The 25,712-nt window shown below is 63.8% G+C and carries 23 protein-coding genes; 11 read left to right on the forward strand and 12 right to left on the reverse strand.

The annotated features are described in order from the left end of the window. Nucleotides 1-107 precede the first annotated feature (107 nt). Entirely contained in the window at nt 108-2,777 is a 2,670-nt protein-coding gene (clpB, locus tag RF638_RS13405) for an ATP-dependent chaperone ClpB (protein ID WP_095796407.1), read from the forward strand. A gap of 125 nt (nt 2,778-2,902) precedes the next feature. Here the strand turns inward: clpB and RF638_RS13410 are convergent, their stop codons facing one another. Continuing rightward, nucleotides 2,903-4,087 (reverse strand): MFS transporter, encoded by a 1,185-nt coding sequence (locus tag RF638_RS13410; RefSeq protein WP_368842222.1) that lies wholly within the window; start codon nt 4,085-4,087, stop codon nt 2,903-2,905. 76 nt (nt 4,088-4,163) lie between these two features. On the opposite strand from RF638_RS13410, the gene RF638_RS13415 reads away from it, so the two are divergent. Further along, the gene (locus RF638_RS13415; protein ID WP_259916516.1) at nt 4,164-4,739 is read left to right on the forward strand and encodes a TetR/AcrR family transcriptional regulator; all 576 of its coding nucleotides are present in this window, start codon (nt 4,164-4,166) and stop codon (nt 4,737-4,739) included. 12 nt (nt 4,740-4,751) lie between these two features. Next, the gene (locus RF638_RS13420) at nt 4,752-5,786 is read left to right on the forward strand and encodes a serine hydrolase (RefSeq protein WP_259916519.1); all 1,035 of its coding nucleotides are present in this window, start codon (nt 4,752-4,754) and stop codon (nt 5,784-5,786) included. 97 nt (nt 5,787-5,883) lie between these two features. Here RF638_RS13420 and RF638_RS13425 read toward each other — a convergent pair whose 3' ends face one another. Further along, nucleotides 5,884-7,719 carry a BCCT family transporter gene (locus tag RF638_RS13425; RefSeq protein ID WP_368842224.1) on the reverse strand — a complete coding sequence of 612 codons (1,836 nt, stop codon included), beginning with the start codon at nt 7,717-7,719 and terminating at the stop codon, nt 5,884-5,886. 221 nt (nt 7,720-7,940) lie between these two features. On the opposite strand from RF638_RS13425, the gene RF638_RS13430 reads away from it, so the two are divergent. Together RF638_RS13430 and RF638_RS13435 are read left to right on the forward strand one after the other, a co-directional pair. Beyond that, a complete protein-coding gene (locus RF638_RS13430) occupies nt 7,941-8,087 on the forward strand; it encodes a hypothetical protein (protein ID WP_158222896.1) in 147 nt (48 codons plus the stop codon). A gap of 306 nt (nt 8,088-8,393) precedes the next feature. Beyond that, complete coding sequence (locus tag RF638_RS13435; protein ID WP_095796411.1) at nt 8,394-8,594, forward strand: DUF3073 domain-containing protein; 201 nt, start codon at nt 8,394-8,396, stop codon at nt 8,592-8,594. A 178-nt stretch (nt 8,595-8,772) separates the two neighbouring features. On the opposite strand, the gene purM is transcribed toward RF638_RS13435, so the two are convergent. The 5 genes from purM to RF638_RS13460 form a co-directional block, all read right to left on the reverse strand. Further along, nucleotides 8,773-9,936 (reverse strand): phosphoribosylformylglycinamidine cyclo-ligase, encoded by a 1,164-nt coding sequence (purM, locus tag RF638_RS13440; RefSeq protein ID WP_259916525.1) that lies wholly within the window; start codon nt 9,934-9,936, stop codon nt 8,773-8,775. Then, nucleotides 9,933-11,477: an amidophosphoribosyltransferase gene (gene purF / locus RF638_RS13445; RefSeq protein WP_095796413.1), complete on the reverse strand. Its 1,545-nt coding sequence runs from the start codon at nt 11,475-11,477 to the stop codon at nt 9,933-9,935. The genes purM and purF overlap by 4 nt, the downstream gene beginning before the upstream one ends. Nucleotides 11,478-11,489: 12 nt before the next feature. Further along, nucleotides 11,490-11,831, reverse strand: coding sequence for a magnesium transporter (locus tag RF638_RS13450; protein WP_129699592.1), 342 nt, complete (start codon nt 11,829-11,831; stop codon nt 11,490-11,492). Nucleotides 11,832-11,910: 79 nt separating this feature from the next. After that, the gene (locus RF638_RS13455) at nt 11,911-12,276 is read right to left on the reverse strand and encodes a sterol carrier family protein (RefSeq protein ID WP_095796415.1); all 366 of its coding nucleotides are present in this window, start codon (nt 12,274-12,276) and stop codon (nt 11,911-11,913) included. Between the two features lie 98 nt (nt 12,277-12,374). Next, the gene (locus RF638_RS13460) at nt 12,375-13,376 is read right to left on the reverse strand and encodes an asparaginase (RefSeq protein ID WP_368842225.1); all 1,002 of its coding nucleotides are present in this window, start codon (nt 13,374-13,376) and stop codon (nt 12,375-12,377) included. 71 nt (nt 13,377-13,447) lie between these two features. Between RF638_RS13460 and purD the strand changes: the two genes are divergently transcribed. Both purD and RF638_RS13470 read left to right on the forward strand, forming a co-directional pair. After that, nucleotides 13,448-14,743 carry a phosphoribosylamine--glycine ligase gene (gene purD / locus RF638_RS13465; RefSeq protein ID WP_259916532.1) on the forward strand — a complete coding sequence of 432 codons (1,296 nt, stop codon included), beginning with the start codon at nt 13,448-13,450 and terminating at the stop codon, nt 14,741-14,743. After that, nucleotides 14,740-15,711 (forward strand): phosphoribosylaminoimidazolesuccinocarboxamide synthase, encoded by a 972-nt coding sequence (locus RF638_RS13470; protein ID WP_368842227.1) that lies wholly within the window; start codon nt 14,740-14,742, stop codon nt 15,709-15,711. The genes purD and RF638_RS13470 overlap by 4 nt, the downstream gene beginning before the upstream one ends. Nucleotides 15,712-15,843: 132 nt before the next feature. Here the strand turns inward: RF638_RS13470 and RF638_RS13475 are convergent, their stop codons facing one another. Both RF638_RS13475 and RF638_RS13480 read right to left on the reverse strand, forming a co-directional pair. Continuing rightward, the gene (locus RF638_RS13475; protein ID WP_259916537.1) at nt 15,844-16,206 is read right to left on the reverse strand and encodes an MGMT family protein; all 363 of its coding nucleotides are present in this window, start codon (nt 16,204-16,206) and stop codon (nt 15,844-15,846) included. Beyond that, a complete protein-coding gene (locus RF638_RS13480) occupies nt 16,199-17,308 on the reverse strand; it encodes a histidine kinase (RefSeq protein ID WP_344224564.1) in 1,110 nt (369 codons plus the stop codon). Before RF638_RS13480 ends, RF638_RS13475 begins: the two co-directional genes overlap by 8 nt. Before the next feature lie 315 nt (nt 17,309-17,623). Here RF638_RS13480 and RF638_RS13485 point away from each other — a divergent pair, with 315 nt between their 5' ends. Then, a complete protein-coding gene (locus tag RF638_RS13485; RefSeq protein ID WP_368842228.1) occupies nt 17,624-18,361 on the forward strand; it encodes a response regulator in 738 nt (245 codons plus the stop codon). 367 nt (nt 18,362-18,728) lie between these two features. Here the strand turns inward: RF638_RS13485 and RF638_RS13490 are convergent, their stop codons facing one another. Both RF638_RS13490 and RF638_RS13495 read right to left on the reverse strand, forming a co-directional pair. Next, nucleotides 18,729-19,451, reverse strand: a complete 723-nt coding sequence (locus RF638_RS13490; RefSeq protein WP_095796421.1) for a FadR/GntR family transcriptional regulator — start codon at nt 19,449-19,451, stop codon at nt 18,729-18,731. Between the two features lie 81 nt (nt 19,452-19,532). Further along, nucleotides 19,533-21,203, reverse strand: coding sequence for an L-lactate permease (locus RF638_RS13495; RefSeq protein ID WP_368842229.1), 1,671 nt, complete (start codon nt 21,201-21,203; stop codon nt 19,533-19,535). A 203-nt stretch (nt 21,204-21,406) separates the two neighbouring features. On the opposite strand from RF638_RS13495, the gene RF638_RS13500 reads away from it, so the two are divergent. The 3 genes from RF638_RS13500 to RF638_RS13510 are packed head-to-tail and all read left to right on the forward strand — an operon-like array spanning nt 21,407 to nt 24,767. After that, a complete protein-coding gene (locus RF638_RS13500; RefSeq protein WP_368842230.1) occupies nt 21,407-22,231 on the forward strand; it encodes a (Fe-S)-binding protein in 825 nt (274 codons plus the stop codon). After that, nucleotides 22,228-24,126, forward strand: coding sequence for a LutB/LldF family L-lactate oxidation iron-sulfur protein (locus RF638_RS13505; RefSeq protein WP_368842231.1), 1,899 nt, complete (start codon nt 22,228-22,230; stop codon nt 24,124-24,126). Before RF638_RS13500 ends, RF638_RS13505 begins: the two co-directional genes overlap by 4 nt. Beyond that, nucleotides 24,123-24,767, forward strand: a complete 645-nt coding sequence (locus tag RF638_RS13510; protein ID WP_095796425.1) for an LUD domain-containing protein — start codon at nt 24,123-24,125, stop codon at nt 24,765-24,767. Before RF638_RS13505 ends, RF638_RS13510 begins: the two co-directional genes overlap by 4 nt. Nucleotides 24,768-24,959: 192 nt before the next feature. Here the strand turns inward: RF638_RS13510 and RF638_RS13515 are convergent. Continuing rightward, nucleotides 24,960-25,712: SDR family oxidoreductase (locus RF638_RS13515; RefSeq protein ID WP_368842232.1), on the reverse strand; the 753-nt coding region annotated here is incomplete at its 5' end.

The following is a 25,712-nucleotide window of genomic DNA, read 5'->3' on the forward strand; positions in this document are numbered from 1 at the left end:
TCCTCGATTTGCTTTTTCATGGTTTGACCCCTTCACATTCAGACTTGAGCGTAGTAGACTCAACTTAGCTGAACTAGCAAGAATCACAACTGTCAGAAGGAGCTGCTGTGGACACCAAATTCACCACTAAGTCTCAAGAGGCGTTGGCTGCAGCGGCCACGAATGCCTCGACCGCGGGTAACCCGCAAATCGAACCGGCACACCTGCTCAAGGCGCTGATGGACCAGCGCGAGGGTGTGGCGGTTGCCGTGCTCAAGGCCACCGGCGCCAACGTGGACGCCGTTTCCGTGAAGGCCAGCGACATCATCAACCAACTGCCCAGCGCCTCCGGCGCGAACACGCAGCAGGCACAACTCAACCGGGCGGGACTGCAGGCGCTGCAGGCTGCGGAGAACTACGCGCGTGAACTCGGCGACGACTATGTCTCCACCGAGCACTTGCTCTTCGGAGTCGCCTCCGGCAGTGACAAGGCCGCGAATGCTCTCGAAGAAGCAGGCGCCGGTCCCGCAGAACTGCGCAGGGTGATCCCTGCCGTCCGCGGGGATCGCAAGGTGACCAGTCCGGACCCGGAGGGAACCTTCCAGTCCCTGGAGAAGTACGGAACGGACCTCACCGCCATTGCCCGTGACGGAAAACTGGACCCGGTGATCGGCCGTGACTCCGAGATCCGCCGCGTGGTCCAGGTGCTGTCCCGCCGTACCAAGAACAACCCCGTGCTGATCGGTGAACCCGGTGTCGGTAAGACCGCCGTGGTCGAGGGGCTGGCTCAGCGCATGGTCGCCGGTGACGTACCGGAGTCCCTGCGTGGCAAAACACTGATCTCCCTGGACCTGGGCTCGATGGTCGCGGGTGCCAAGTACCGCGGTGAGTTCGAGGAACGCCTCAAGGCCGTCCTTGATGAGATCAAGCAGTCCGAAGGTCAGATCGTGACCTTCATCGACGAGATTCACACCGTGGTCGGCGCCGGTGCCTCGGAGGGTTCCATGGACGCGGGCAACATGCTCAAGCCCATGCTGGCGCGCGGCGAGTTGCGCCTGATCGGTGCGACCACCCTGGACGAGTACCGCCAGAACATCGAGAAGGACGCCGCCCTGGAACGCCGCTTCCAGCAGGTGTACGTGGGTGAGCCATCGGTGGAAGACACGGTGGCCATCCTGCGTGGCCTTAAGGAACGCTACGAGGCACACCACAAGGTGCAGATTGCGGACTCGGCACTGGTTGCAGCAGCCACGCTGTCCAATCGGTACATCCCGAGCCGTCAGCTGCCGGACAAGGCCATTGACCTGGTGGATGAGGCCGCTTCGCGGTTGCGTATGGAGATCGACTCCGCCCCGGAGGAGATCGACCAGCTGCGCCGCCAGGTGGACCGCCTGACCATGGAGGAACTTGCCCTCGAGGACGAAACGGACCCGGCGTCCGTCGAACGCCTTGCAGCGCTTCGCCAGGACATGGCGGACAAGCGGGCCGAATTGGATGCACTCAACGCTCGTTGGGAAGCCGAGAAGGCCGGTTTGAACCGCGTCGGTGATCTCAAGGCCAAGATCGACGACCTGCGCTCGCAGGCCGAACGCGCCCAGCGCAACGGTGATCTGGGGGAGGCTTCGCGACTGCTGTACGGCGAGATTCCTGGTCTGCAGAAAGACCTTGACGCTGCACAGGCGCAGGAGGAAGAGGCCGGTGAAACCCCCGAGGACACCATGGTCTCGGAAGAGGTCACCGCGGATGACATTGCCGAGGTGATTTCCGCCTGGACCGGTATCCCCGCGGGCAAGATGCTGCAAGGTGAGTCCGAGAAGCTCCTCGACATGGAGGAGATCCTCGGTAAGCGTCTGATCGGCCAGAAGCCCGCTGTGCGCGCCGTGGCGGATGCCGTTCGTCGTTCGCGTGCCGGGATCTCGGACCCGGACCGCCCCATCGGGTCGTTCCTGTTCCTGGGCCCCACCGGTGTCGGTAAGACCGAGCTGGCCAAGTCCCTCGCAGATTTCCAGTTCGACGACGAGCGCGCTCTGATTCGTATCGACATGTCCGAATACTCGGAGAAGCACTCCGTCTCCCGTCTGGTCGGTGCCCCTCCGGGCTACGTCGGCTACGACGAGGGCGGCCAGCTGACCGAAGCCGTGCGGCGTCGTCCGTATTCGGTGGTCCTGTTGGACGAGGTGGAGAAGGCTCACCCCGAGGTCTTCGACATCCTGTTGCAGGTCCTCGATGACGGGCGTCTGACCGACGGCCAGGGCCGCACCGTGGACTTCCGCAACGTGATCCTGATTCTGACCTCGAACATGGGCAGCCAGTTCCTGGTCGACCAGAACTTGGACATGGAGCAGAAGAAGGAAGCGGTCATGAACGTGGTCAATGCCTCGTTCAAGCCCGAATTCTTGAACCGTCTGGACGACATCATCATGTTCGATCCGCTGTCGGTCGAGGACCTCGCCAAGATCGTCGACATCCAGGTGGCTCAGCTCGCCAAGCGGCTTGAACCGCGCCGTCTGACGCTGGATGTCACCTCGGCAGCCAGCGAATGGTTGGGCCTGGCCGGTTACGATCCCGCCTACGGTGCTCGCCCGCTTCGCCGTCTGGTGCAGCGCGAGATCGGCGACCGCCTGGCTCGCGGCCTGCTCTCCGGAAACATCGTGGACGGTGACACGGTGGTCGTGGACGTCAACCCTGACGTCGCCACCGAGGGCCTCACGGTTACCTCGTCCCACGACGACGCCGCCGGCTCGCCTTCCAGCGGCAACGACGATGACATCGTGGACGCGGAGATCGTCGAAGACTGATCCGCGGTATTTAGACAGACACCAACCCAGTCCGACCGATGCAATACAGCGCCGGTAGTGGCCCCGAGGGGGTTGCTACCGGCGCTTCTGCCTGTCCGCTGTCTCGGTGTGGAAGCGCGGAATGATCAGCGCGCCCCGTGAACCGCTCTTCGATCCGGTGGAGTTCGATTGGCGGGAACCGGTCGGGGCTGTCCGGCGATGGCGACTGCGCCGATAGTCGCGGCTGCGAAAAACATCACGGGTGCGGAACTGAAGTCTTGCAGCGCGCCGAGAAGCCAAGCGCCAACGGCCTGTCCGAGTGCCAGGGCCACAAAAAGAACGACCGTTCCCGCAGCGGCCGAGCGTGGGGTCAACCGCATGGCCCACACGATCAGGACGCCCGTCATGGCGGTGTAGCTCGCGCCGAACAGTGACACCGCTGCGAAGGCGATCACCGGGTGCCCGGGGTCCACTCCGACGCCTGCGGTGCCCACTAGCATCGCCAGATTGGTCAGCGACCACGCCCGACTCAGCGACCAGCGTTGAACGAGTCGGGCGGCCAACGCGCCGGCAACGCTCATGGCACCCAGCAGAATCCAGGCCGTGACCGAATATGACTGCCCGGTGAAAAAACTGGGGGAGGCCGCATCGAGCGCCGATCGGCCGAAGGTCCATACTGCGGCACTTCCCGCCCCCGAACACAGGGCGATAGCGACGACGCGTCGCAAGGCGAGAAGGTCGTGCGGGCGGACGTGTGCATCTGCAGCCGGCTCACCGAACCTCGAGGTGTGGTGAGGGTGCCCGGCGCGAGCCGAGGTGAGTGTGGCCACCGTGGCAAGCGCCGTAGTGATGGCGATGATGGTCCATCCGGTACGCCAATTCTCGGTTGTCGTTGCCAACAACAGGCCGGCGGCAACAAGCCCCACGCCCGTGCCCGAATTGACCGTGGTCTGGGCGCCTTCTCTTTTGGCTTCCCCGATGATGCGCGAGATCAGTCCCACGGTTCCCGGTGTGGCGAAACCTGCGCCGGTACCGGCCACCACCACGCCGATCCCCAAAACCGCGGTACTGGGGGCAGTCGCCACCGTGAGTGCGCCCGCCGAGGCAGAGGCTCCAGCGCAGACCACGAGGAGACGAGGCCATTTGGCTCCGAGCGCGGCAATTACGGCGGCGACACAGTAGGACAGGAAACTACCCGCCTGAATCATGCCCGCGGTGGCGCCATCGAGATCGAAGGCCTGCTGGAACTGCGGAAGAAATAGGCCGTATCCGAACCGCGCCAAACCGTACGTGGCGGCGATGAGTCCCATGCTGCTGAGGATGAGGCGCACAGGAAACTCCTTTCTAAAACGATCGTTACATTTATAGTAACGTACGTTCTAGTTTTCTAGGTTTAGAGTTAAGTTGATGATGGTGACGAGAACCCCGGCGCGGACCCGATTGTTGGAGGCGGCGGATCGACAGCTGTTCACGCGTGGCGTTCAGGCGACCCCGGTGGACGATCTTCTGCGCGAGGCGGAGACCTCCGCGGCAACGCTTTACGCGCAGTTCGGAAGCAAAGACGGTCTGCTGGCGGAAGCGCTCGAAGGTCGACTGGCGAATTGGCAGGCCGCCTGGGACGCGCACATTGCCGAAGCTTCTGACGACACGTCTCGTTTGCTGGCGATTTTCGACGCTCTACTCGCATACCGCGAACGTGGCCGCCCATCGGCACGGTGGTGTGCCTTCCTCGCCACGGCATCGGAAATGTCCGAACCGCCGAAACCAGTGCGTTCCGTTCTGGAAGCGGACTCGGCATTACTGCGGAAACGACTGCTTCATCTCTCGCGGCCATTGGCCGAAGAGCGAGCGGCGGAATTGGCCGATGCCGTGGAACTCATTTACTCGGGTGTTCTGGCCTCGCTCCTCCGGGATGACCCCGTGGATCCGATAGCTGTTGGCCGTCGCTCGGCAGCGGTGGTAGCCGCTTCCTACGGTTCTTAGAAAGGACCCCGCATGAGCGCTACATCGAGTCTGGCCCGCGTGGACGATTTGCTGCGCTCGCGGAACTCCGTGCATCACGCAGTAGTTCTCCTGGAAAGCGCAGACGGGTCTCGGCGCCACACGGCGACCACCGGTCGGGCGAACCTGGATGGACGATTCATCACCGCGTCCATCAGCAAACTCTTCGTTCACGCCATCACGTACGCGCTCGTGGATCGAGGGATTCTCGAGCTCGACCAGCCAGCCGCTCAGTGGCTCGGTGCTGACACTCTTCGCGGTGTGCATGTCATCAGTGGGCGCGACTATGGCGACGAGATCACACTGCGCCATCTCGTGACGCACACCTCCGGACTTCCCAACCTGGAAACGGCCGGAGTCAACGGGGCACCGTCCCTTGAGCAGCAGGTCTTGCGGAGGGACCGTGAGGTGCCCCTTTCGGAGGTCTTGGACCTCCACCGCCACGTGGCCGCCAAATTTCCGCCCGGCGCGGGTCGCAGGGCGCAGTATTCGGACACCAACGCCGACCTGCTGGCGTTGATCCTCGAACGCACCACGGACACGCCCTACGAGCAGTTGATCAGGGACTACGTCCTGGAACCATTGGGCCTTGGTCGCACGGGCCTCGTTCACACTAATACGACCGATACAGCCCCGGTCTTCCGACGACGCCGCCCCGTCACCTTCCATCGCTATATCTCGTCCCAGCGTGGTTCCGGAGGAATCGCGGCATCAGCCTCGGACCTCATGAAGTTTTTGCGCGCTTTCACGGAGGGCGAGCTGTTCTCCCCGGAGCACCTGTCGAACCCTGATTGGCGACGGACCCAGTACGGGCCGCTGCAATACGGCCCGGGCGTGATGCGATTGCAGCTCCCACGATTGATGTCGCCGTTCTTGCCCGCCCCGGAGATCATCGGGCACTCGGGGTCGACGGGCAGTTTCGCGTTCTACTGCCCGCCCTATGCGACCTACATCGTGGGTACCGTCAACCAGATGTCTGGTATCCCGTTCGAATACGTCTACCGGTACCTCAACGCGTTCGCGCGGTAGGTGGCGCGAGCGGCGTCGTCGGTGGGGGAGGAAAGCACACAGCGCCGGCGACCTTCCCGAATAGGGGCGGCCGACGGCGCTGTGCAGTGCGAGGACGCTACTTGGCTGGTTCGTCCTCCATGTACTTGTCCTCGCGGTAGTCGTAATCAATCGGACGATCGTCTTCGTCGGTGCGCTGATACCAGGCGCTGATGCGCTCCGAGGTGGAATCAACGTCGTGACCGGCTGCAGACGGGCCCTTCTCGTGGCGGATCTCGATGGCGAAATCGTCACCGTGCTGGTCCATACCCTGGCGCACGGCGTTGTCCAACGCCTTGCGGGCGTAACGGTGTCGCAGGCTCATGGGGTCGGTGCTCAAATCCCGCAGGAACGCGGGGATCAGGGCGAGCAGGATGATCGCGAACGGTAGCGCCGCCACGGTGACCAAGTCTTGGAGCCCCTGCAGCGCATCCGAACCGCCCACCAGCAGCATCACGGAGGACACACCGGCCAACGCGAGGCCCCAGAAGATGGTGATCTTCTTGTCCGGGTGCGGCTTCCCCTGCTGGGACATGGACGCCATTACCAGAGTTGCGGAGTCTGCGGAGGTGATGAAGAAGACGGCCAGCAGGATAATGATCGCGATGGGCGTGATCTGGCTGAGGGGCAGCGCGTCCAGCATGAGGAAGAGCATTGCCTCGGGGGAAGCCGCGCTGGCGATGTCTGCGCCGGAACGCTGCAACCAGATGGCGGTGCCGCCGAAGATGGAGAACGCGAGCACGCAGATCAGGGTGGGTGCCAGAAGCACCACGGTCACGTACTGGCGCAGGGTGCGACCGCGCGAAATGCGGGCCACGAAGACACCCACGAAGGGCGCCCAGGAAACCCACCAGGCCCAGTAAAACAGGGTCCAGTAGCGCATGAACTCTTCGGCCTCGGGACCCCAGGACGCGGACATCGAGATCATCTGGAACATCTCGCCGAAGTAGGTTCCGACCACGGAAGGGATGAAGTTCAGCAGGAATACGGTGGGGCCGGCCACGAACAGGAAGAACGCGACGATGGCCGCCAGGACCATGTTGAAATTGGAGAGGCGACGAATGCCCTTGGCCACTCCGGACACGGCGGAAATCAAGAACACGCAAGTCAGTACGGCAATGATGCCGATCAGCAGGCCGTTGCCCACCTCGCTCATGCCGGTGATGATCTGCAGACCGCTACCGATTTGCAGGGTGCCCAGACCCAAGGAAGCGGAGGTCGCGAACAGGATGCCGATGATCGCGAAGGTGTCGATCAGTCGACCGCCCACGGTTAGGTGCGCGCGCTGACCGAAGATGGCGGACATCAGCAACGGCCGACCGCGGCGGTAGGCCGCGTACCCCACGGCCGCGCCCACCAGCGCGTATATGGCCCACGCCTGCAGGCCCCAGTGGAAGATGGTCTGTGCCATGGCTGAGTGCATCGCCTGGTACGTTTCGGCTTCCGCACGGCCCGGCGGAGGAGTCATGTAATAGGTGATCGGCTCGTACACGCCGAAGAAGATCAGGCCCACGCCCATGCCCGCGGCAAAGAGCATCGCGATCCACGAACCCATGGAATAGGCGGGAGCTTCGCCGTCCTTGCCGAGGGGAATCCTGCCGTAGCGGGAGAAACCCACGTAGAGCAGGAACAGCAGCACGACCGCGGCCAGCAGTGTGAAGACCCAACCGCCGTACGTTACGACGCCGGTCAGGGCTGCGGAAGCGACCTGGGTGAGGGTTTCGGTGGACACCGCACCCCACACCACGAATCCCACGATCAGCGCACCGGCCACACCGAACGTGATCTTGTCGGTGCGGTAGCGGACGCGCTGTTCTTCCACGGAGACACCGGGGATCAAGCCCGGGTGTGTGTCGTGGGGGTAACTGGCGGGGGGATCGTCGGACCCGGATACCGGGCGGGACGAGGAGCTCATAACGGAACCTGCGTTCTGAACTGAAGATGGCGGCGTCGGCCGCCCGGACCGTTAGACCTTACCGGTTTCTACTGAGACGCAGCGTCATGAAGGTGTCCACCGAAAAGGCACTAACCGACGAGTAGGCACTGTCCATAAGCTCATGAGGGGCTGGAAACGACCCGAGGAGTGGGCAATTTCACGTTCAATGGGGAACCAACATGACAATTCAATATCGATCCATGATCCGTTCGACGTTGGCTTTCGCCGCAGCGTCGTTCATGATCGTCAACGCCATGCCGGCCGCGGCCGCAGAAACTGAAGAGGACTCGTTCTCGTTCGCGACGCTGGGTATGTGCGACCAAGAACCTGTGCGTAACCTGTACTGAATCACCATGAATGGTGACACCAGCGCGAATAATTACCTGAAATTCACCGTAAACCCGCACGTCCCGGCGGGTGGGTCAGCCACCGGGTCCAGCTCAGGCGAAGTGGTCAATTACGAGCGGGTTCACCTCGACCGAGGTCATGTAGAGGGTTTCTCCCAATGTGAGTGACCCCTCGTCAGCAAGGGCGGGTAAAAGCATGTAACCTGGACCTACGAAAAACTGACAAGATACTCCGGGGCCGTACTGTGTGCGCAGTGCGTTGAACAGTGCCGCCCATCGGACACGAGACGCAGAGGGGGTCACGCCATGGGGCGCGGCCGTCAAAAGGCGAAGGCGACACGGCAGGCGCGGGAGATGAAGTACTTCAGCCCGCAAACCGACTACTCGGCGCTGCAGCGCGAGCTGCGGTCCAACAAACCGTCCACCCGAGCCGTAGACCACGAGGATCGTCATGAGGAAGAAGATGATTACTCGGCCTACGCGGAGAAGTACTCCGACTACGACTGACCTGGTTCACGCGGAAACCCACTGAGGCCCGCACGACCGGCAGTGCAGCGCATGCGTCACGCGAACGTGGAGCACCACGTTTCGGGTCCAAGGACGTTGTAGTTCACAAGGAACCGCCCCACACCACGAGTGGTTGGGGCGGTTCCTTGTGCGCTTTTCTTCCCGCTCCGCGAATGACTCAGTGGGCGTACTTGCCCGTCATGAGCACCCCGCCGCCGTTCACGCCCTTGGCGCCTTGGACCCAGTCCAACCCGGCGTCCTTGGCGGATGGATCCACGGGGCCCACGTGACCCATGATCCAAGAGCTCACGCCGCGTTTGTTGAGGTGCTCCACGGCGGCATCCGCCACAGACGGATCGACGATTGCGACCATGCCCACGCCCAGGTTTAGGGTGCGTTCCAGATCGGCCTGGGGAACGTTGCCCAGCTGACCGACCAGCTGGAAGATGGCGGGCAACTCCCAGGTGGAACGATCCACGGTGGCCTGCAATCCTGCGGGCAGCACCCGTGCCAGGTTGGCTGCCAAACCGCCGCCGGTCACGTGCGAGAATCCGCGCACGCCGTGGCCCGTCTGCCCGTCTTCTCCGTTGACGGGGAAGGCCCGAGCCAGGTCCAGGACATCGGCCGCGTACACGCGCGTGGGCTCAAGCAGTTCTTCGCCCAGGGTGCGTCCGAGTTCCGAGACCTGACGATCCAGCTGCCAGCCGGCCACATTGATCACCCGGCGCACCAGGGAGTAGCCATTGGAGTGAATGCCGGAGGATGCCATGCCGATGATCACGTCACCGGACTGCACGCGGTCCGGGCCGAGCAGCTCGTCGGCCTCGATGATGCCGGTGGCCGCTCCCGCGACGTCGTACTCGCCCGGGGCCAGCAGGCCCGGGTGCTCGGCAGTCTCGCCACCGACCAAAGAGGTTTCGGCGGCGTCGCACGCCGCGGCGATGCCACGCACGATGTCCGCGATGCGCTCTGGAACCACCTTGCCGGTGGCGATGTAATCGGTCATGAACAACGGCTTGGCGCCCACCACCACGATGTCGTCCACAACCATGCCCACCAGGTCCCAACCAATGGTGTCGTGGATGTCCAGGCTCTGGGCGATGGCCACCTTGGTGCCCACGCCGTCCGTGGAGGTCGCCAGATATGGCTTGCGGTACTTTGTGAGTTCCGAGACATCGTAGAGACCGGCGAATCCGCCCACCCCACCTACCACGTTGGTCGAGTGAGTGGCCTTGACCGCGGACTTCATGAGTTCCACGGCGCGATCACCGGCTTCAACGTCCACTCCGGCGCTCGCGTAGGTCACGGACTGGGCGCTGGCGCCGTCTTGGATGTTGCTCATGCGCTGTTCTCCTGGGTGGCAGGTGTCTGAGGTTCGGTCTCGTTCAGCTCGTGGTGCTTCGCCGACGGCGCTGAGCTGCCCGGCGCTTCAAGCACGGCCTTTCCGAGCTTGTCGGCTTCGGGCAGGGGAGTGGGGTACGTGCCGGAGAAGCATGCGGTGCACAGGATCTCCCGCGGCTGCTTGGTCGCCTCGACCATGCCTTCCTGAGAGATGTACCCCAAGGAATCGGCACCCAGCGAGGCGCGGATGTCTTCCACTGCCAGCCCGTTGGCGATCAGCTCCGCACGCGAAGCGAAGTCGATGCCGTAGAAGCACGGCCACTTGATGGGCGGGGATGAGATCCGAATGTGGATTTCCGCCGCACCGGCTTCGCGCAGCATGCGCACCAGTGCACGCTGGGTGTTGCCGCGCACGATCGAGTCGTCCACGACGATCAGCTTCTTGCCCGCGACGATCGAACGCAGCGGGTTGAGCTTGAGCCGGATGCCCAGTTGTCGGATGGTGTCCGAGGGCTGAATGAACGTGCGTCCGACATATGAGTTCTTGACCAGGCCGTGACCGAACGGAATACCGGCTGCCTCCGCGTAGCCGATGGCCGCGGGGGTTCCGGACTCCGGGGTGGGCATGACCAGATCGGCCTCGACCGCGTGCTCGCGAGCCAATTGGCGGCCCATTTCCACGCGGGATTCGTACACGGAGCGGCCGTTGATGGTGGTGTCCGGGCGGGCCAGGTACACGTACTCGAACACGCAACCCGCGCGCTTGGGTTCGGCAAATTGACGGGTGCGCAGGCCGTTCTCGTCCACGGCAATGAACTCGCCGGGCTCGATCTCGCGAACCAGCGAGGCGCCGACGATGTCCAGGGCGGCGGTCTCGGAAGCGACCACCCAGCCGCGCTCCAGTCGACCCAGCACCAGCGGGCGGATGCCCTGGGGGTCGCGAGCGGCGTAGAGCGTGGTCTCGTCCATGAAGGACAAGCAGAAGGAGCCGGTGAGCTTGGGCAGCAGGTGCATGGCGGCGTCCTCGAGCGAATTATGAGGATGCTCCGCCAGCAAGGCCGTGATCAGCGCGGTGTCCGTGGTGTTGCCCTGGGCCATTTCGCCGCGCGACGGGAAACCGGACTTGTCGATCAGCTGGTCGTACAGCTCAGCCGAGTTGGTCAGGTTGCCGTTGTGCGCCAACGCCACGGTTCCGTGCGGGGTGGCACCCAGCGTCGGTTGTGCGTTGGCCCAGTGCGATCCACCCGTGGTGGAGTAGCGGCAGTGGCCCACGGCCACGTGCCCCTGAAGGGTGTTCAGGACGGTCTCGTCGAAGACCTGGGAGACGAGACCCATGTCCTTGTAGACCGAGATACGGTCGCCGCTGGACGTGGCAATACCCGCGGACTCCTGCCCGCGGTGCTGCAACGCGTAGAGACCGTAATACGCAAGTTTGGCTACGTCCTCGCCGGGGGCCCACACACCGAAAACGCCGCACGCGTCCTGGGGGCCTTTTTCGCCGGGGAAGATGTCATGAGTGAGTTTTCCATCGGATCGAACCACAACAGCAGTGTCTCACGATCCGGGGCGGTCACCACTGTCGTGTACGTCATCAACCTGTGCGGTGACATCGCGGGTGCGCTTGAGCGAAATCTTGTCGACGATCAATGACACGACCGAGCCAAGGCCTGCGCCGACCACCAGGCCGATGACCAGGAAGAACCCCATGATGGAGCCGCGGGTGTAGAACTGGGATTCCGGACCCAGCAACCCGAACAGGACGCCGGCCACGGCACCCAGAATCGCACCGGTGATGAGGAATGCGAGCAGATTGGGAGCGCGGCGAATGGTCATCTTCTCTTCGCGCGAAGGCTCGTCGGATGCGTGTTCGGGGGTGGTGTGGGGCATGGAACTCATGGGTTCCAGGCTATCGCGGGTTCGCCGTGACCGCTCACACCAGCGCTGGCGGGGGACCGGGGGTTTGCTGACAGCCCGGTCAGCTGAACAGCGGTAGCCAGTCCGAGAGGTCGGTTCTGGTTCCCGACGCCGCCACGGTCCCGTTCCCCACGGCGCTCGCCCAGTCGAGTTGTCCGGTGGCCAGCCGGAGCCAGGTGAGAGCATCGGTCTCCACCACGTTCGGGGGAGTACCGCGCGTGTGCCGAGGCCCGGCCACGCACTGGGTCACACCGAACGGGGGTACGCGTACTTCCACCGAGTTGCCCTCGGCGCGGGTTGCCAGCTCTTCCAAGCAGTAGCGCACGGCCAACGCCGTGGTCTTACGCGGTGTCGATTCGGGGTCCTGACGCCACTGGGTCAGTGCCAGGGTGCCGTCCGCGGGATTGATCTTGCGACGCACGCTCACGGTGCAGTGCCTCCAGGAATAGGTGCGACGTGGCTGGTGCGGAACAGTTCGCGACAGCTCGGGTCAAGACGGCGTGGGACAGAGGATGAGTGTGCGGGTCAGGCGAGCAGGTCCAGAACGGGACGCGCGAGCTTGATGGCCCCCACGGGTTTCCCGGCCCCGGTAATGGGGCGCAGGACCTTGTCCAGGACGCGAGCGACGTCGTCGGAGGAAATGGCACCTACCTGGGCGAGGAGTGTGAGGCCCACCAGCGCATTGGCTCGAGAGGAACCGTCGAGCATCTTGATGGCCACGGACCAGCCGCTACGCGTGCCCAGACCCAGCACACCTTCCGCGCCGAGCTTGGTGATCACGTCGAGTTCCTCCATGATCACGGTGTTGGAGCGGCCGGGGCCTTGAACGTATTCGGGGTAGTCGAGCATGGAGGTCGCGACCGTGGCGGCGCGGGCGTCGGCCTGAATATTACGTGCCGCGCGGCCCAGCGTGGAGTACATGCGAGCCAGGCCGGTAAGCGTGAGGGCGGTAAGCGGTGCACCGCAACCGTCGATGCCCACGTGCTGGACCTGTTCACCGGAGAAGTCCTCGATGGTCTCGACCACGAGCTTCTGCAGCGGGTGCTGCGGATCCAGGTAGCTGTCCAGGGGCCATTCGTTGACCACGCAGGCCCACAAGAAGGCCGCGTGCTTGCCCGAGCAGTTCATGCACATGCGGTTCTTGTCACGCTCGGTGCGGATCAGCCAGGCGCGGGTGTCCTCGTCCTGCGGCCAGTCCTTCGGGCACTGCAGGGAGTCTGGGGTCAGGCCTGCCGCCTTGAGGATGGAACTCACGGCGTCCAGATGGTCGAACGTACCGGTGTGGGAGGCGGCTGCGATGGCCACCTGATCCCCGCGCAACGGCGCGCCGGCCTTCATGGAGGCGATGGCCTGGAACGGTTTGAGCGTTGAGCGGGGGAAGATCAGTTCGTCCGGGGCGCCCAGTGACAGGGCCACGGAGCCATCGGGTGCCAACACCACGGCCGAGCCGCGATGCCGGGATTCCACGAACCCGCTGCGCTCCACCTCGGCGAGATCGACGGCCTGTTCAGAACTGAATGTGTGCATGAAGTCCAGTATGTCAGCGCGATCATGCGAAACGTTGGAGTAGGTGGACCCAGTGCCGATACGCTGAGCACGTGAAGGTTTTGGTGGTGGGCCCAGGCGGCCGAGAACACGCGATAATCAAGTCCCTGCTGGCAGATCCCAAGGTCAGTGAAGTCCACGCTGCGCCAGGTAACGCCGGGATCGCCCAGGATGTCCCCGTGCACGCCGTCAACGCGCAGGATCCCGAGGCGGTCACCGAGCTGGCTCGCCAACTGCATGCGGATCTCGTGGTCGTGGGCCCCGAGGCGCCACTGGTCGCGGGCGTGGGGGATGCCCTGCGCGCGGCCGGCTTCCCGGTGTTCGGGCCCTCCAAGGATGCCGCGCACATCGAAGGCTCCAAGGCGTTCGCCAAGGAGATCATGTCCGCCGCCAATGTGCCCACCGCGCGTGCCGTGGCCACCTCCGACATGGCCGACGTGCGCGAGGCGCTCACTGAGTTCGGCGCCCCGCACGTGGTCAAGGACGACGGTCTGGCCGCGGGTAAGGGCGTGGTGGTCACGGACGAGCGTGACCGCGCAGAAGCCCATGCCCGCGAGTGCATCGAGGCCGGCGGCGCGGTGGTGATCGAGGAGTTCCTGGACGGCCCTGAGGTCTCCTTGTTCGTCATCACCGACGGTGAGCGCGTGGTTCCGTTGATCCCCGCGCAGGACTTCAAGCGCGTGCGCGACAACGACCAGGGCCCCAATACCGGTGGCATGGGTGCTTACACGCCTCTGGGCTGGCTGCCCGAGGGCTTCACGCACGAGGTCGTCGAGCGCGTGGCTCGGCCCGTGGTCAACGAATTACGACGCCGCGGCGCACCCTTTGTAGGCGTGCTCTACTGCGGCCTGGCGGTCACCAAGCGCGGCGTGCAGGTCATCGAGTTCAACGCGCGTTTCGGAGACCCCGAGACGCAGTCCGTGCTGGCAATGCTCGAATCCCCGCTCGGGGAGCTCATGCTCGACGCCGCGCAGGGTCGCCTTTCCGAGGACCGAGCGCTGCAGTGGAAGCCCGGCGCATCCGTGACCGTGGTGCTTGCCGCCCAGAACTACCCCGGCGCCCCGCGCAAGGGCGACGTCATCACCGGGCTGGAGCAGGTCGGGACCGTGGACGAGACCCACGTGATCCATGCCGGCACCGCCACGAATGACGCAGGAGAGGTTGTTTCCGCAGGTGGCCGCGTGCTGGCCGTGGTGTCCCACGGGGCGGACCTCAACGAAGCGCGTGAGCGTGGTTATCGTGGGATGGAAGTGATCTCCCTCCCCGGCGCGCACTACCGCAGCGACATTGCGCTCGCTGCTGCCGAGGGGCGCATCACCCTCCCGAGCACAGCTGAGGAGCAAGCATGAGTGAGCACCCCGCACCGCTCGAGATCCCCGGGTGGAAGCACGCCTATACGGGCAAAGTTCGTGAACTCTACATTCCGGACGAATCCCGCCTGCGCGCTACTGGCGTGGCCATCAACGACAACGCCGAGTATCGCGCCGGATCCGTGCTGGTGGTCGCAAGTGATCGGATTTCCGCTTTCGACCAGGTGCTGCCCACCGAGATCCCGGACAAGGGCATCATCCTGAACCAGTTGTCCCTGTGGTGGTTCGAACAACTCACTGGGATTCCCAATCACATTCTCACGACCGACGTGCACGAGTCCGTGCGTGGTCGCGCGGTGATCTGCAAGAACCTGTCCATGTTCCCGGTCGAGAACATTGTGCGCGGTTATCTGACCGGCTCCGGCCTCAAGGATTACAACGCATCGGGGTCGATCTGCGGCGTGAAGTTGCCCGAGGGCCTGGAAGATGGTGAACGGTTGGAAAACCCCATCTTCACCCCCACCGGCAAGGCGGAACTGGGCGAACACGACGAACCCATCACCTTCCAGGAAATGGCTGATGTGGTGGGCAATGCGGTTGCCGATCGTCTCCGCGAGCTGTCGCTCAACATTTATCTCGAGGCCGAGGAGATCGCACGGGAACGCGGGATCATCGTGGCCGACACCAAGATGGAGTTCGGTCTGGACTCCTACCGCGGTGCCATCACCCTGGGTGACGAGGTTCTGACCCCGGATTCATCCCGGTTCTGGGACGCCGAGACCTACAAGCCGGGTCAGGCCCAGCCCTCGTTCGACAAGCAGTACGTTCGCGACTGGTTGCGCTCCGACGAATCCGGGTGGGACGGCAACGGGCCGGTACCGGAACTTCCCGAAGACGTGGTCGAGAAGACCCGTGCACGATACGTGGAAGCCTATGAACGACTCACCGGGCGCGCTTTCGACCCCAAGGGACCCTTCTACGAAGTCGCGGGCCCCACGGAGTACTGAGCGCGCGGAGTACCAAGCGCGGGACAGCAACGCGGTCCGTGATTTTTGATCTTGACGCCTTGATTCCTGAGTACTTGATTCCTGAGTACCGGGGCTCCTTGGCCGCCCTGACTGGGGTCGGGGCGTTGGATCCTAGCCTGCTGGGACCGCGAAGTCATCCGGTGGATCATCCCAGCGGGCGACGCTCATCGCCACCTGTACCAAGTGGGCGTCGGTGTCCTTGAGGGGTGTGCCCTCGTTCAAGTAGTGCTCGCGGGCTGCGATCTGCAAGTGATCCGGCAGGGAGCCGTCCGCTCGAACGATCCGCCACCAGGCGACGTCGTCCCCGGCGAGACCGCGGGACATGATGCGCGCCGCAAGCCTGGCCGAACTCAGCCCCGCGAGTTCGGCCACATCACCGTAGGACAGGACCGAACCGGGCGGTACCAAGAGGACCACGTTGCGCACTGCTCGTGCGGCGGCGTCTCCGGTGAGCGGGTAGGGCGAATCAGGCATCGCCAAAGGGGATCCGCACATCCAGAACCCAACGGCCGTCCTGAGGGCCGTAGGTGACATCACCGTTGAGCAGCGCAACACGCTCCTGGATCCCGTGCAAACCGTAACCGGAGGTCATCGGGTACTCGCCGTACTCCGGTCCGCGCGAATGCTGCAATTCATTCTCCGTGCGGACCATTACCGAATTGGCATCGCGGGTGAGGGACAACAAGCAGGCGGAGCCGGCCGGAGCGTACTTGATGATGTTGGTGGACGCTTCCTGCAGGATGCGCGCGGCGGTACCGCGCACGGTGGTCGGTAGCGTGTCAAAACCATCCAGGGTGTTCACCGTGACGGAGAATCCAGCCGCGGTGAGACTCGCGCTGAGGGAATCCAACAGGTTCTCCAAGGAGCCGGTGGTCAGGCCGGATGAGTTCTCGTTGCGGCTCACCGCTCCCGGTGATTCGCGCAGAATGTGCAGCAGCGTGCGCAGCTCCTGCAGACCGGACCGGGCCGCGTTCTCTATGGTGGAAATGGTTTCATGCAACACCGCAGGATCGTTCTGGCGGTGGGATCCCGCGGCCTGCATGGTCACCAAAGTGAGTTCATGGGCGACCACGTCGTGGAGATCGCGCGCAAGCTCCAACCGTTCCTGCTCGCGCAACTGCTGGTGGGCGGCCTCAATGCTCCTCAGGCGTGTCTTGTTTTCGCGGTGCTGAATGACGAAGAAGCGCAGCGCCACACCAATGACCACGCCGACTACGAGTGGTGTACCCATGAGCCACAGAGCATCCGTGGTGCTCTCCACCACCACGGCCGTTATGGTCCATGTTGCGAGGACCAAGCTGTAGACCAGCGTCAACGTGCGCGGCAGCATGCTCACCGTGGCAATCGTGACGATCACCGCGCAAATGAGGGTGAACGCGTAACTGTGGGTGAACAACGCGAGGACGAGCGGGACCAGAAGGACCGTGCTCGCAACGCCCGGACGCCAAGCCACCAGGGCCAACGAACCGTAGCTCAGGATCATTTGAGCAGCTACCAGGACCGTGGTCGTGGCGGCATGATCCTCGGGCTCCAGCGCCCGAAGATCGTCGAAGAGCGCAATGGCAGCAAAGAGCACCAGCGTGACACGAAGCCAAACCGGCAGTGGACTGGTGCGGTTAAAACCCTCCCGCACGGAGGTGGATCCCGCTGGGGCGGCGATTACCACCCGCCGCAGAGCTGGGGGAAGTAACGGCACACGACGCTACTGGGGCCCTTCTCCGCAGGACCCTGCTGAGCGCTCATGGCGGGGCCGCCCAGTGTGAACAGGAGGGAGCATGTGATCAGTGTGGCAGCGAGGGCCCGTTTGAAACTCGACAAAGAGCCAGTTTGGTCAGTATGGATGCGGGAAATGACATGAGGAGAGTTCATGCGATCAGTTTATGATCAGACTATGAGTTTGTGCACCCTTATTTTGGTAGATGACCATCCACTCATGCGCGATGCGTTGCGGAATTTATTCGACGCGGAGCCGGGATTTCAGGTTTTGGGTGAAGCATCGGAGGGTGCGGAGGCGGTTCAGAAGTGTCTCGAGCTGGATCCTGATGTGGTGCTCATGGATATCAGAATGCCCGGAATGGACGGCATCGAGGCCACTGCACAGATCGTTCAGCAGGCTCCGCGCTCAAAGGTATTGGCGCTCACGACTTTTTCTACCCTGGAGTATGTTGTGCCGGCGCTACGAGCTGGTGCTTCCGGATATCTGGTGAAAGACGCCCGGCACGAGGAAATTGTTTCTGCGGTGCTTCAGGTGCGGGAGGATGAAATGACGCTTTCGCAGTCCGTGGCCAATTCGTTGGCCAACAATGTTCTCGGTGATGTGCCCGTTCCCTCGGTGCGCAGAAGTCGGAGCGCAACACCCAGTACACCGCCCGCGGCCCCCGCCGCAGCGAGCCAACAATCCTTCGTGCCGGACCTGACCGCACGGGAACTGGAAACCCTGCGCTGGATCGCCAAGGGGCTCAACAACAATGAGATCGCGGACCAGATGAAGGTCTCCCACGGCAGCGTCAAGGCGTACGTGTCGCAACTGTGCGACAAGCTGGGCGCACGGGATCGGGTTCAGGTGCTGATCGCGGGCATTCAGAGCGGTCTGGTCGAGCCCGAACTGACCGAAGATCTGACGCAGTGAAGTCACTCACAGGCTTTTAACAGGTTAGAGGCCTCAACTCTGGCCATTTGGCCATGTTCTCCCGGTGGTGAAGTGCGGCAAAGTAACACATGAACACGACGAAGGAAGTGTTCATCGACTCAGGACCTTGAGTGGACGCGGTGAGTGTACGGCGCCGTAGCACGAAAGCTTGGGTCACGCTGAACTCGCGGCGGGGGTCTTGTACGGCCCTCCCCGGTTAGAGCTCCGGAAGACTTGGATCACCTTGCGTGACGCTCCGAGACTCCCGTCGCGTCAGCACCATGAGAAGTAGAGTGCGGCCCCTCTCGACCAGGAGGGGCCGCACTACTTTTTTCAGATCAGAAATGTGGCGCTGGTCGGTCTGCGATTACTTCTCGGCTCGGGGTACCAGGCTGTAGAACCAGGTGATGTGATCGCGCAGCAAACGGGTCGCTAGTTTCCCATCGCGATCGGTCACTGCCGTGAAGATGTCCCGGTGCTGGGTTTGCAGCGTGGCTCGGATGCTTGGCCAATCCTCAAGGGTCGCTACCGTCTCTTGCACGTAGCCGATGGTTGCTTCGCGCAGCGACACCATGATGGTCTCCAGTACCACGTTGCCGGCCAGCGAGGTCAAGAGCAGGTGGAACTGGGCGTCCAAGGCATGGAACTCGTCATTGGAGATCTCCGGGTCGTCCATGCGGTCCAGAAGATCGCGGGCATGGCTCAGGATGTCGTCCCGGTCAGTGTGATCGTCGTTCTCGCCCGAGGCTGCGTCCCAGGCTGCCTGGGTCTCCAGCAGGAGGCGCGTGGTGACGACGTCCTTGACCGGTAGCGCCCTGGTGGCGATGTGCATGCGCAGTGCCCATCCGAGAGCGGCCGAGGGTTCGGAAATCACCGTGGCACCGGCTTGCGGGCCTGATCCGGTGGCAGAGCGCGCCAGGCCCATGGCGTCGAGGATGCGTATTGCCTCGCGTACGGACGCCCGGGAAATGCTGAAGTGCTCCGCAAGAGCCCGTTCTGCAGGCAGCTTGTCGCCCACCCGGATCTTCCCGTGGCGCAACTGCTCCTCGAGCCAGTTCAACACCACCGTGTAGGCGGGGGTGGCAACCATGCGATCCTCCTGCGGTCGTTGAAAGAAAACCGCCCGCCACCCGTGATGCACGAGTGGCGGGCGGTTTATGCATCGCCAAGTCTATGCGGCGGGAAGCATCCAAGCGAGCACGTTGGACTGCAGGAACACCAAACCGCACAGCACGATCAGCATGCCGATGGACCAGGGGATCACCGAACGGAAGATCTTGGACTCCTGCCCCTGCATGCTCACTGCGGTCGCGGCAATGGCCAGGGACTGCGGCGAGATCATCTTGCCGACCACGCCGCCGGAGGTGTTGGCCGCGGTCATCAGGTAGGGATCCAGTCCGGATTCCAGAGCGGCGGTCTTCTGCAGGTTGGCGAACAGCGCGTTGGCGGAGGTATCCGAACCGGTCACGGCGGTGCCCACCCAACCCAGGACGGGGGAGAAGAATGCGAACGCCGCGCCCAGCCCGGCCACGAACGTACCGATGGAAATGGTCTGGCCGGAGAAGTTCATGACGTAGGCCAGAGCCAACACGGACGCAATGGTCAGGGCGGAGAAGCGCATCTTCCACGCGCTGCGCCCGATCTCCGCAATCGCGTTGCCCACGGTGAGCTTGAAGCGGCCGTGGTGGTTGAACACGGAGTAGATGATGGCGACCAGCAAACCGGAGATCAACAACAGGGTGCCGGGGCTGGAGAGCCACTGGAAGTTGTAGACGGAACCGGAAATGGGTTCACCGGCAGAGTTGAGCAGGTGACCGTGCAGGCCGGGCCACGGGATCTTGATGTCGGTGGCGGCCAGTGCCTGAGGAATATTGACACCCCAGGTCCACAGCTTGGCGATACCGAAGACCACGACCACCAGGATGTAGGGCAGAACAGCCATCCACGCACGCACGGGGGTGAGGCCTTCCACGCTCTGGGGGCGATCAATGCCCAGATCCGCACGGACCTCCTCGGTGCCTTTGGGCTTCCAGAAGCGCATGAGGATCACGGCGGCGGCCAGGCCGGCCAAGGATGCCACGACGTCCGTGAGTTCGTAGGAGAAGTACGTGGCGCACCACCACTGGGCGATGGCGAACGTACCGCCCACGGCCAGCGCTGCGGGCCAGGCCTGCTTGAGGCCCCGAACGCCGTCGACGATCATGAGCAGGAAGAACGGGACCACGAACGCGAAGAACGGTGCCTGGTGGCCGACCACGGCGCCGATGTGGGCCGGATCCAGGCCGGTGAGCACGCCGGCGGTGGTGATGGGGATGGCGATGGCGCCGAAGGCCACGGGCGCGGTGTTGGCGATCAGTACCACCGTGGCGGTCTTGAGTGGCTTGAGGCCCAACGCCAGGATCATGGTGGCGGTAATTGCCACGGGCGCACCGAAACCGGCGAGGGCTTCCAAGAGGCCGCCGAAGCAGAACGCGATCAGCATAGCCTGGATACGCAGGTCGCCGCCGCCGATGGTGTCGAAGATGGTGCGCAGATCCTCGAAACGTCCGGACAGTACCGTCACCTGGTAGAACCACAGCGCCATGACCACGATCCACACGATGGGGAACAAGCCGTAGACGGCACCCTGAGTGGCGCTCAATGCGGCCAGCTGCGCGGGCATGTTGAACCCGAAGATCGCGACGAGCAGGGCGGCACCCAGAGCGGTGAGGCCGGCAACGTGCGCGCTGGTCTTGAACGCCAGCAGCATCACGAAGAACGTGAGCAAGGGGATGCAGCCCACCAGGGCTGAAAGTCCGACACTGCCACCCACGGCGTCGGTCATGGCGGTAAATGTGGTCACGCTGTCTCCTGTGCGCTCCGGTGGGTCCGTTTGTATGGTCGGACCACAATGGTCAGACCACGAAGCATACATGATGCTCGTCACACCGCACAGTTACTTCCGGAGCGCTTTGCCGGGGTGATCAAGAAGCTTGCTTGTGTGATCACGTTCACTCACCTAGCATGGTCAGACCACAGGAGCCAGAGTTATCGGAGATCAACGTTGTGAGAATCGCACTGTTCGCCACGTGCATCGTGGACGCTATGTATCCCAAGGTGGCGCTGGCCACCGTGCGCGTTCTGGAGCGCCTCGGCCACGAGGTGGTGTTCCCGCAGGGACAGGGTTGCTGCTCGCAGATGCACGTCAACAGCGGCTACTTCGACGACGCGATGCCGGTCATCCGTAATCACGTCAAGGCCTTCACCGAGGTCGAGTTCGACGTCGCCGTGGCGCCTTCCGGCTCGTGCGTCGCCTCGCTGGGACACCAACAGCCGATGGTTGCACGCAAGTGCGGGGATGACCTGCTGGCCGAACAGGCCGCGGATGTTGCCGCCAATACCTATGAACTCTCCGAACTGTTGATCGACGTGCTGGGCGTGACCGATGCCGCCGAGCAGCTCGGTTCGTGGTTCCCGGACACCGTGACCTATCACCCCTCGTGCCACGGCATGCGTTTGCTGGACCTGGGGGATCGACAGAAGGACCTGGTGAAGTCCGTGGGTGGCATCGACTACCGGGAACTCCCGGATGCCGAAGAATGCTGCGGATTCGGCGGCACGTTCTCCTTCAAGAACCCGGACGTCTCCGGAGCCATGGCGGAAGCCAAGCTGCGCAACATCGAGGCCTCGGGCGCGTCCCTGTGCACCGGAGGCGACTCATCCTGCTTGATGCACCTGGGCGGTGCCGCATCCAAGCGCAAGGCGCCCGTGCGCACCGTGCACTTCGTGGAGATTCTGGCCTCCACCAAGGAGAATCCCCTCGTGGTGGAGGGGCCCGTGGAACTGTCCATTCCCGCGCGAGTGGCGTCGAACGCTGGAGGTAACCGATGAGCATCACCGATCTGGGCATGCCCGCGGTGCGTCCCGTGCACGGGCAGGGCAATCTGCACGCACAGGTCGCGTTCCCCAAGGCCGCCAAGGAAGAACTCAAGAACGATCAGATGCGGGCCAACATCCGGCACGCGACGCACACCATCCGCGGCAAGCGCGCCAACGTGGTGGGCGAGGTCCCGGACTGGCAGCAGCTGCGCGATGCGGGGTCCGCGATCAAGGAACGCGTGATGGCCAATCTGCCCGAGCTGCTCGAAGCGTTCGAGCAGAACGTGATCGCCCGCGGCGGCGTGGTGCACTGGGCGCGTGACGCGGATGAGGCCAACCGGATCGTGACCGAGCTCGTGCAAGAGACCGGCACGTCGGACGTCATCAAGGTCAAGTCCATGGCCACGCAGGAAATCGGTCTGGACGCGCACCTCGAGGAACACGGCATCACCGCGACCGAGACGGACCTCGCGGAGTTGATCGTGCAGCTGGGTCACGACAAGCCCTCGCACATCCTGGTGCCCGCGATTCACAAGAACCGCGAGGAGATCCGTGAGATCTTCCGCCGCGAAATGCCCGAAACCACGGACGAGCTCACGAGCGAACCGCGGGTTCTCGCTGAGGCCGCGCGGCAGCACCTGCGGGAGAAGTTCCTGGCCACGCGCGTGGCGATCAGCGGTGCGAACTTCGGCATCGCCGATACCGGCACGCTGTCCGTGGTCGAGTCCGAGGGCAACGGTCGCATGTGCCTCACGCTCCCGGACACCCTGATCACGGTCATGGGGATCGAAAAGCTGCTGCCTTCGTACGAGGACCTCGAGGTCTTCTTCCAGCTGCTGCCGCGGTCCTCGACCGGCGAGCGGATGAACCCCTACACCTCGCTGTGGACGGGGGTCACGCCCGGCGACGGGCCGCAGAACTTCCACGTGGTGCTGCTCGACAACGGCCGCTCCGCGGTGCTGTCCGATCCGGATGGTCGTTCCGCGTTGCACTGCATCCGCTGCTCAGCCTGCCTCAATGTATGCCCGGTCTACGAGCACGCCGGCGGTCACGCGTACGGTTCCACGTATCCGGGGCCCATCGGCGCAATCCTGTCGCCGCAGCTCACGGGCATCACCTCCGAGGAGAACGCATCCCTGCCGTACGCGTCTTCGCTGTGCGGCGCCTGCTACCAGGTGTGTCCCGTCAAGATCAATATTCCGGACATTCTGGTGCACCTGCGCGACGAGGACATTCGCACCAAGCACGGCGAACGCACCCAGGACGACGCCGCCCCGGCTCCCGTTTCTCACGACCTCGCCACGGAATCCGCGGACAACTGGCGGTCGGAGAAAGCGCTGACGGGTGATGCGGATTCCGAGCGGACCGATCCTGGCACACGTTCTCGAGGTGCGACCGTGCGCGGAGCAGCGAGTGACGTTGCCGCGTCCGTGCGATCCGCGGGACGCAAGATTTCTAAGTCCGCTCCGGCCAAGAAGGTCCCCACCCAGATGGATGCCATGATGAAGGGGGCCTCGTTCGTGATGTCCTCGGGTAAGCGCATGTCCCTGGCAGAAAAGGGTCTGCCGCTGGGCCGTGTGGTCGCCGGACGCGATCACGCCATCGGTTGGCTCCCCGGCATGGTGGGTGGTTGGACGCAGCAGCGAGACATCCCCGAACCGCCCAAGCAGTCCTTCCGCAACTGGTGGAAGAAACACGAGGGTGAGACCGAACAGCGACTGGCCCAGGACGGTGTCGTCGCTTTTGCTTCGAGCGAGGCATCTGCGGACGGGCCCGCGACCACGCGACGGACGGAGCAGGACGATGCTGTACCGGCGATCCCGCCGGAGAACTCTGCAAAACAGCCCACCGCCGAGCCGGACCAGCTCGGCAACGGCACCAACGACCAGGACGGAGCACAGCGATGAGCGCGGACGCCAAAACCGAGATCTTGGCCCGCATCCGCGGCGCGCTGGCCGATCAGCCAGCCGTGGCGGAGACTCCGCGGGAGTATCGGAAGACCTCGGAATTGTCCCGCGAGGAGATCGTGGAGATGCTCGAGGACCGGTTGCTGGACTACAAGGCCAATGTGTTCCGTGAAACCGCGGAGACCGTGGCGGAGCGGATCGCGACCCAGCTCGGCGCGTCGGCTCGTTACGTGATCCCCGATGTGTTCGATACCGCGTTCCTGCCGGAAGATACCGCTGCTCGCCGTGCGATCGTCGATCCGAACGATGCTCGTAAGGCGTCAGCTCTGGGTGTGCGCGAACTGAACCAGGTGGATGCGGTGGTGACGTCCTCCACGGTGTCCTGTGCGCAGACGGGAACGATCTTCCTGTCCGGCAGGCCCAATGAGGGACGTCGCGCGATCACCCTGGTCCCGGATCACCACATCTGCATCGTGCCGCTGGATTCGATCGTGGAACTGATCCCGGAAGCCATGGCCCGTGTGGAGCCGACCGCTCCCACGACCATGATTTCCGGGCCATCAGCGACTTCGGACATCGAGCTGGAACGAGTGGAGGGCGTCCACGGCCCCCGCACCCTGGATGTGATCCTGCTGGGCTGATGGAGCCGGCGTCCCCGGACCGCTCGGACAGCCTCATGTGAGGCAAGAACAGCCACCCAGCGTGGTGTGAGGGAAGTGCTGAATTCTTGCAAGAATTCAGCACTTCCCTCACCTAAAACTAGGATCCTGCAGTTTCCTCACCTGAGGTTCGGATCTCGCTCCCGCGCAGGACAGTCCGAGCAGCTGCGCGGTTCACCAGGAAGTGTCGCCTCGGGTCAGGGCGTCATAGCCGGAGTCCACGAACAGCACCTGGCCGGTGACCTTGCCCGCCGCGGCGGAAGTCAGGAAGCAAATGGCCGACGCAATGTCCTCGGCACGAGCGGGGCCGTTCAGCGGAGAGGGCATGCCCTGTTCCATCTGCTGGCGACCCTCTTCGGTCGCGAAAAGCTGCTCGGTCATGGGCGTGATGACCACACCGGGAGCCACGGCGTTGAGCGAGATTCCCGCGCCTGCGAACCGTTCGGTGGTGGCGTTGCGGCGGACCCAGCGGGCCACGGCCTGTTTGGAAGAAGAGTAGTTGAGGTAACCGGCCATCCCACCGGCGGCCACCAGCTGCTCGCCAATGGCGGCGGCGGTTTCGCGGTCGCCGTTGAGCATTGCGTCCAAGAGTTCATCATTGGCGGGGTGCAGTGACGCGGCGCTTGCGGTAATGCACACGCGGGGCGCATCGGAGTTGCTCAGCAAGGGAAGCAGCCCATTGACCGTGCCCACCGCACCGAAGAAGTTGATGGCCACATCCAGGGGAGCCTGCAAGGAGGTTCCCGCGTTGGCGATTACTCCGTCCACCACGGAGGTCTGCTGGGATACCTCTTCGACCATCCCGGCGAGGCCCTCCTCGGTGGAGAGGTCCGCGACCACTTCGGTGTTCTTGAGGGGCTCATCGCATCCGAGGGTGTAGCTGGTTTCTGAAGCCGCCTGATTCGAGGAGGCTGCGGGCGATGTAGT

The sequence above is a fragment of the Kocuria sp. CPCC 205235 genome, from assembly GCF_040980905.1.
Classification (GTDB): Bacteria; Actinomycetota; Actinomycetes; order Actinomycetales; family Micrococcaceae; genus Kocuria; species Kocuria carniphila.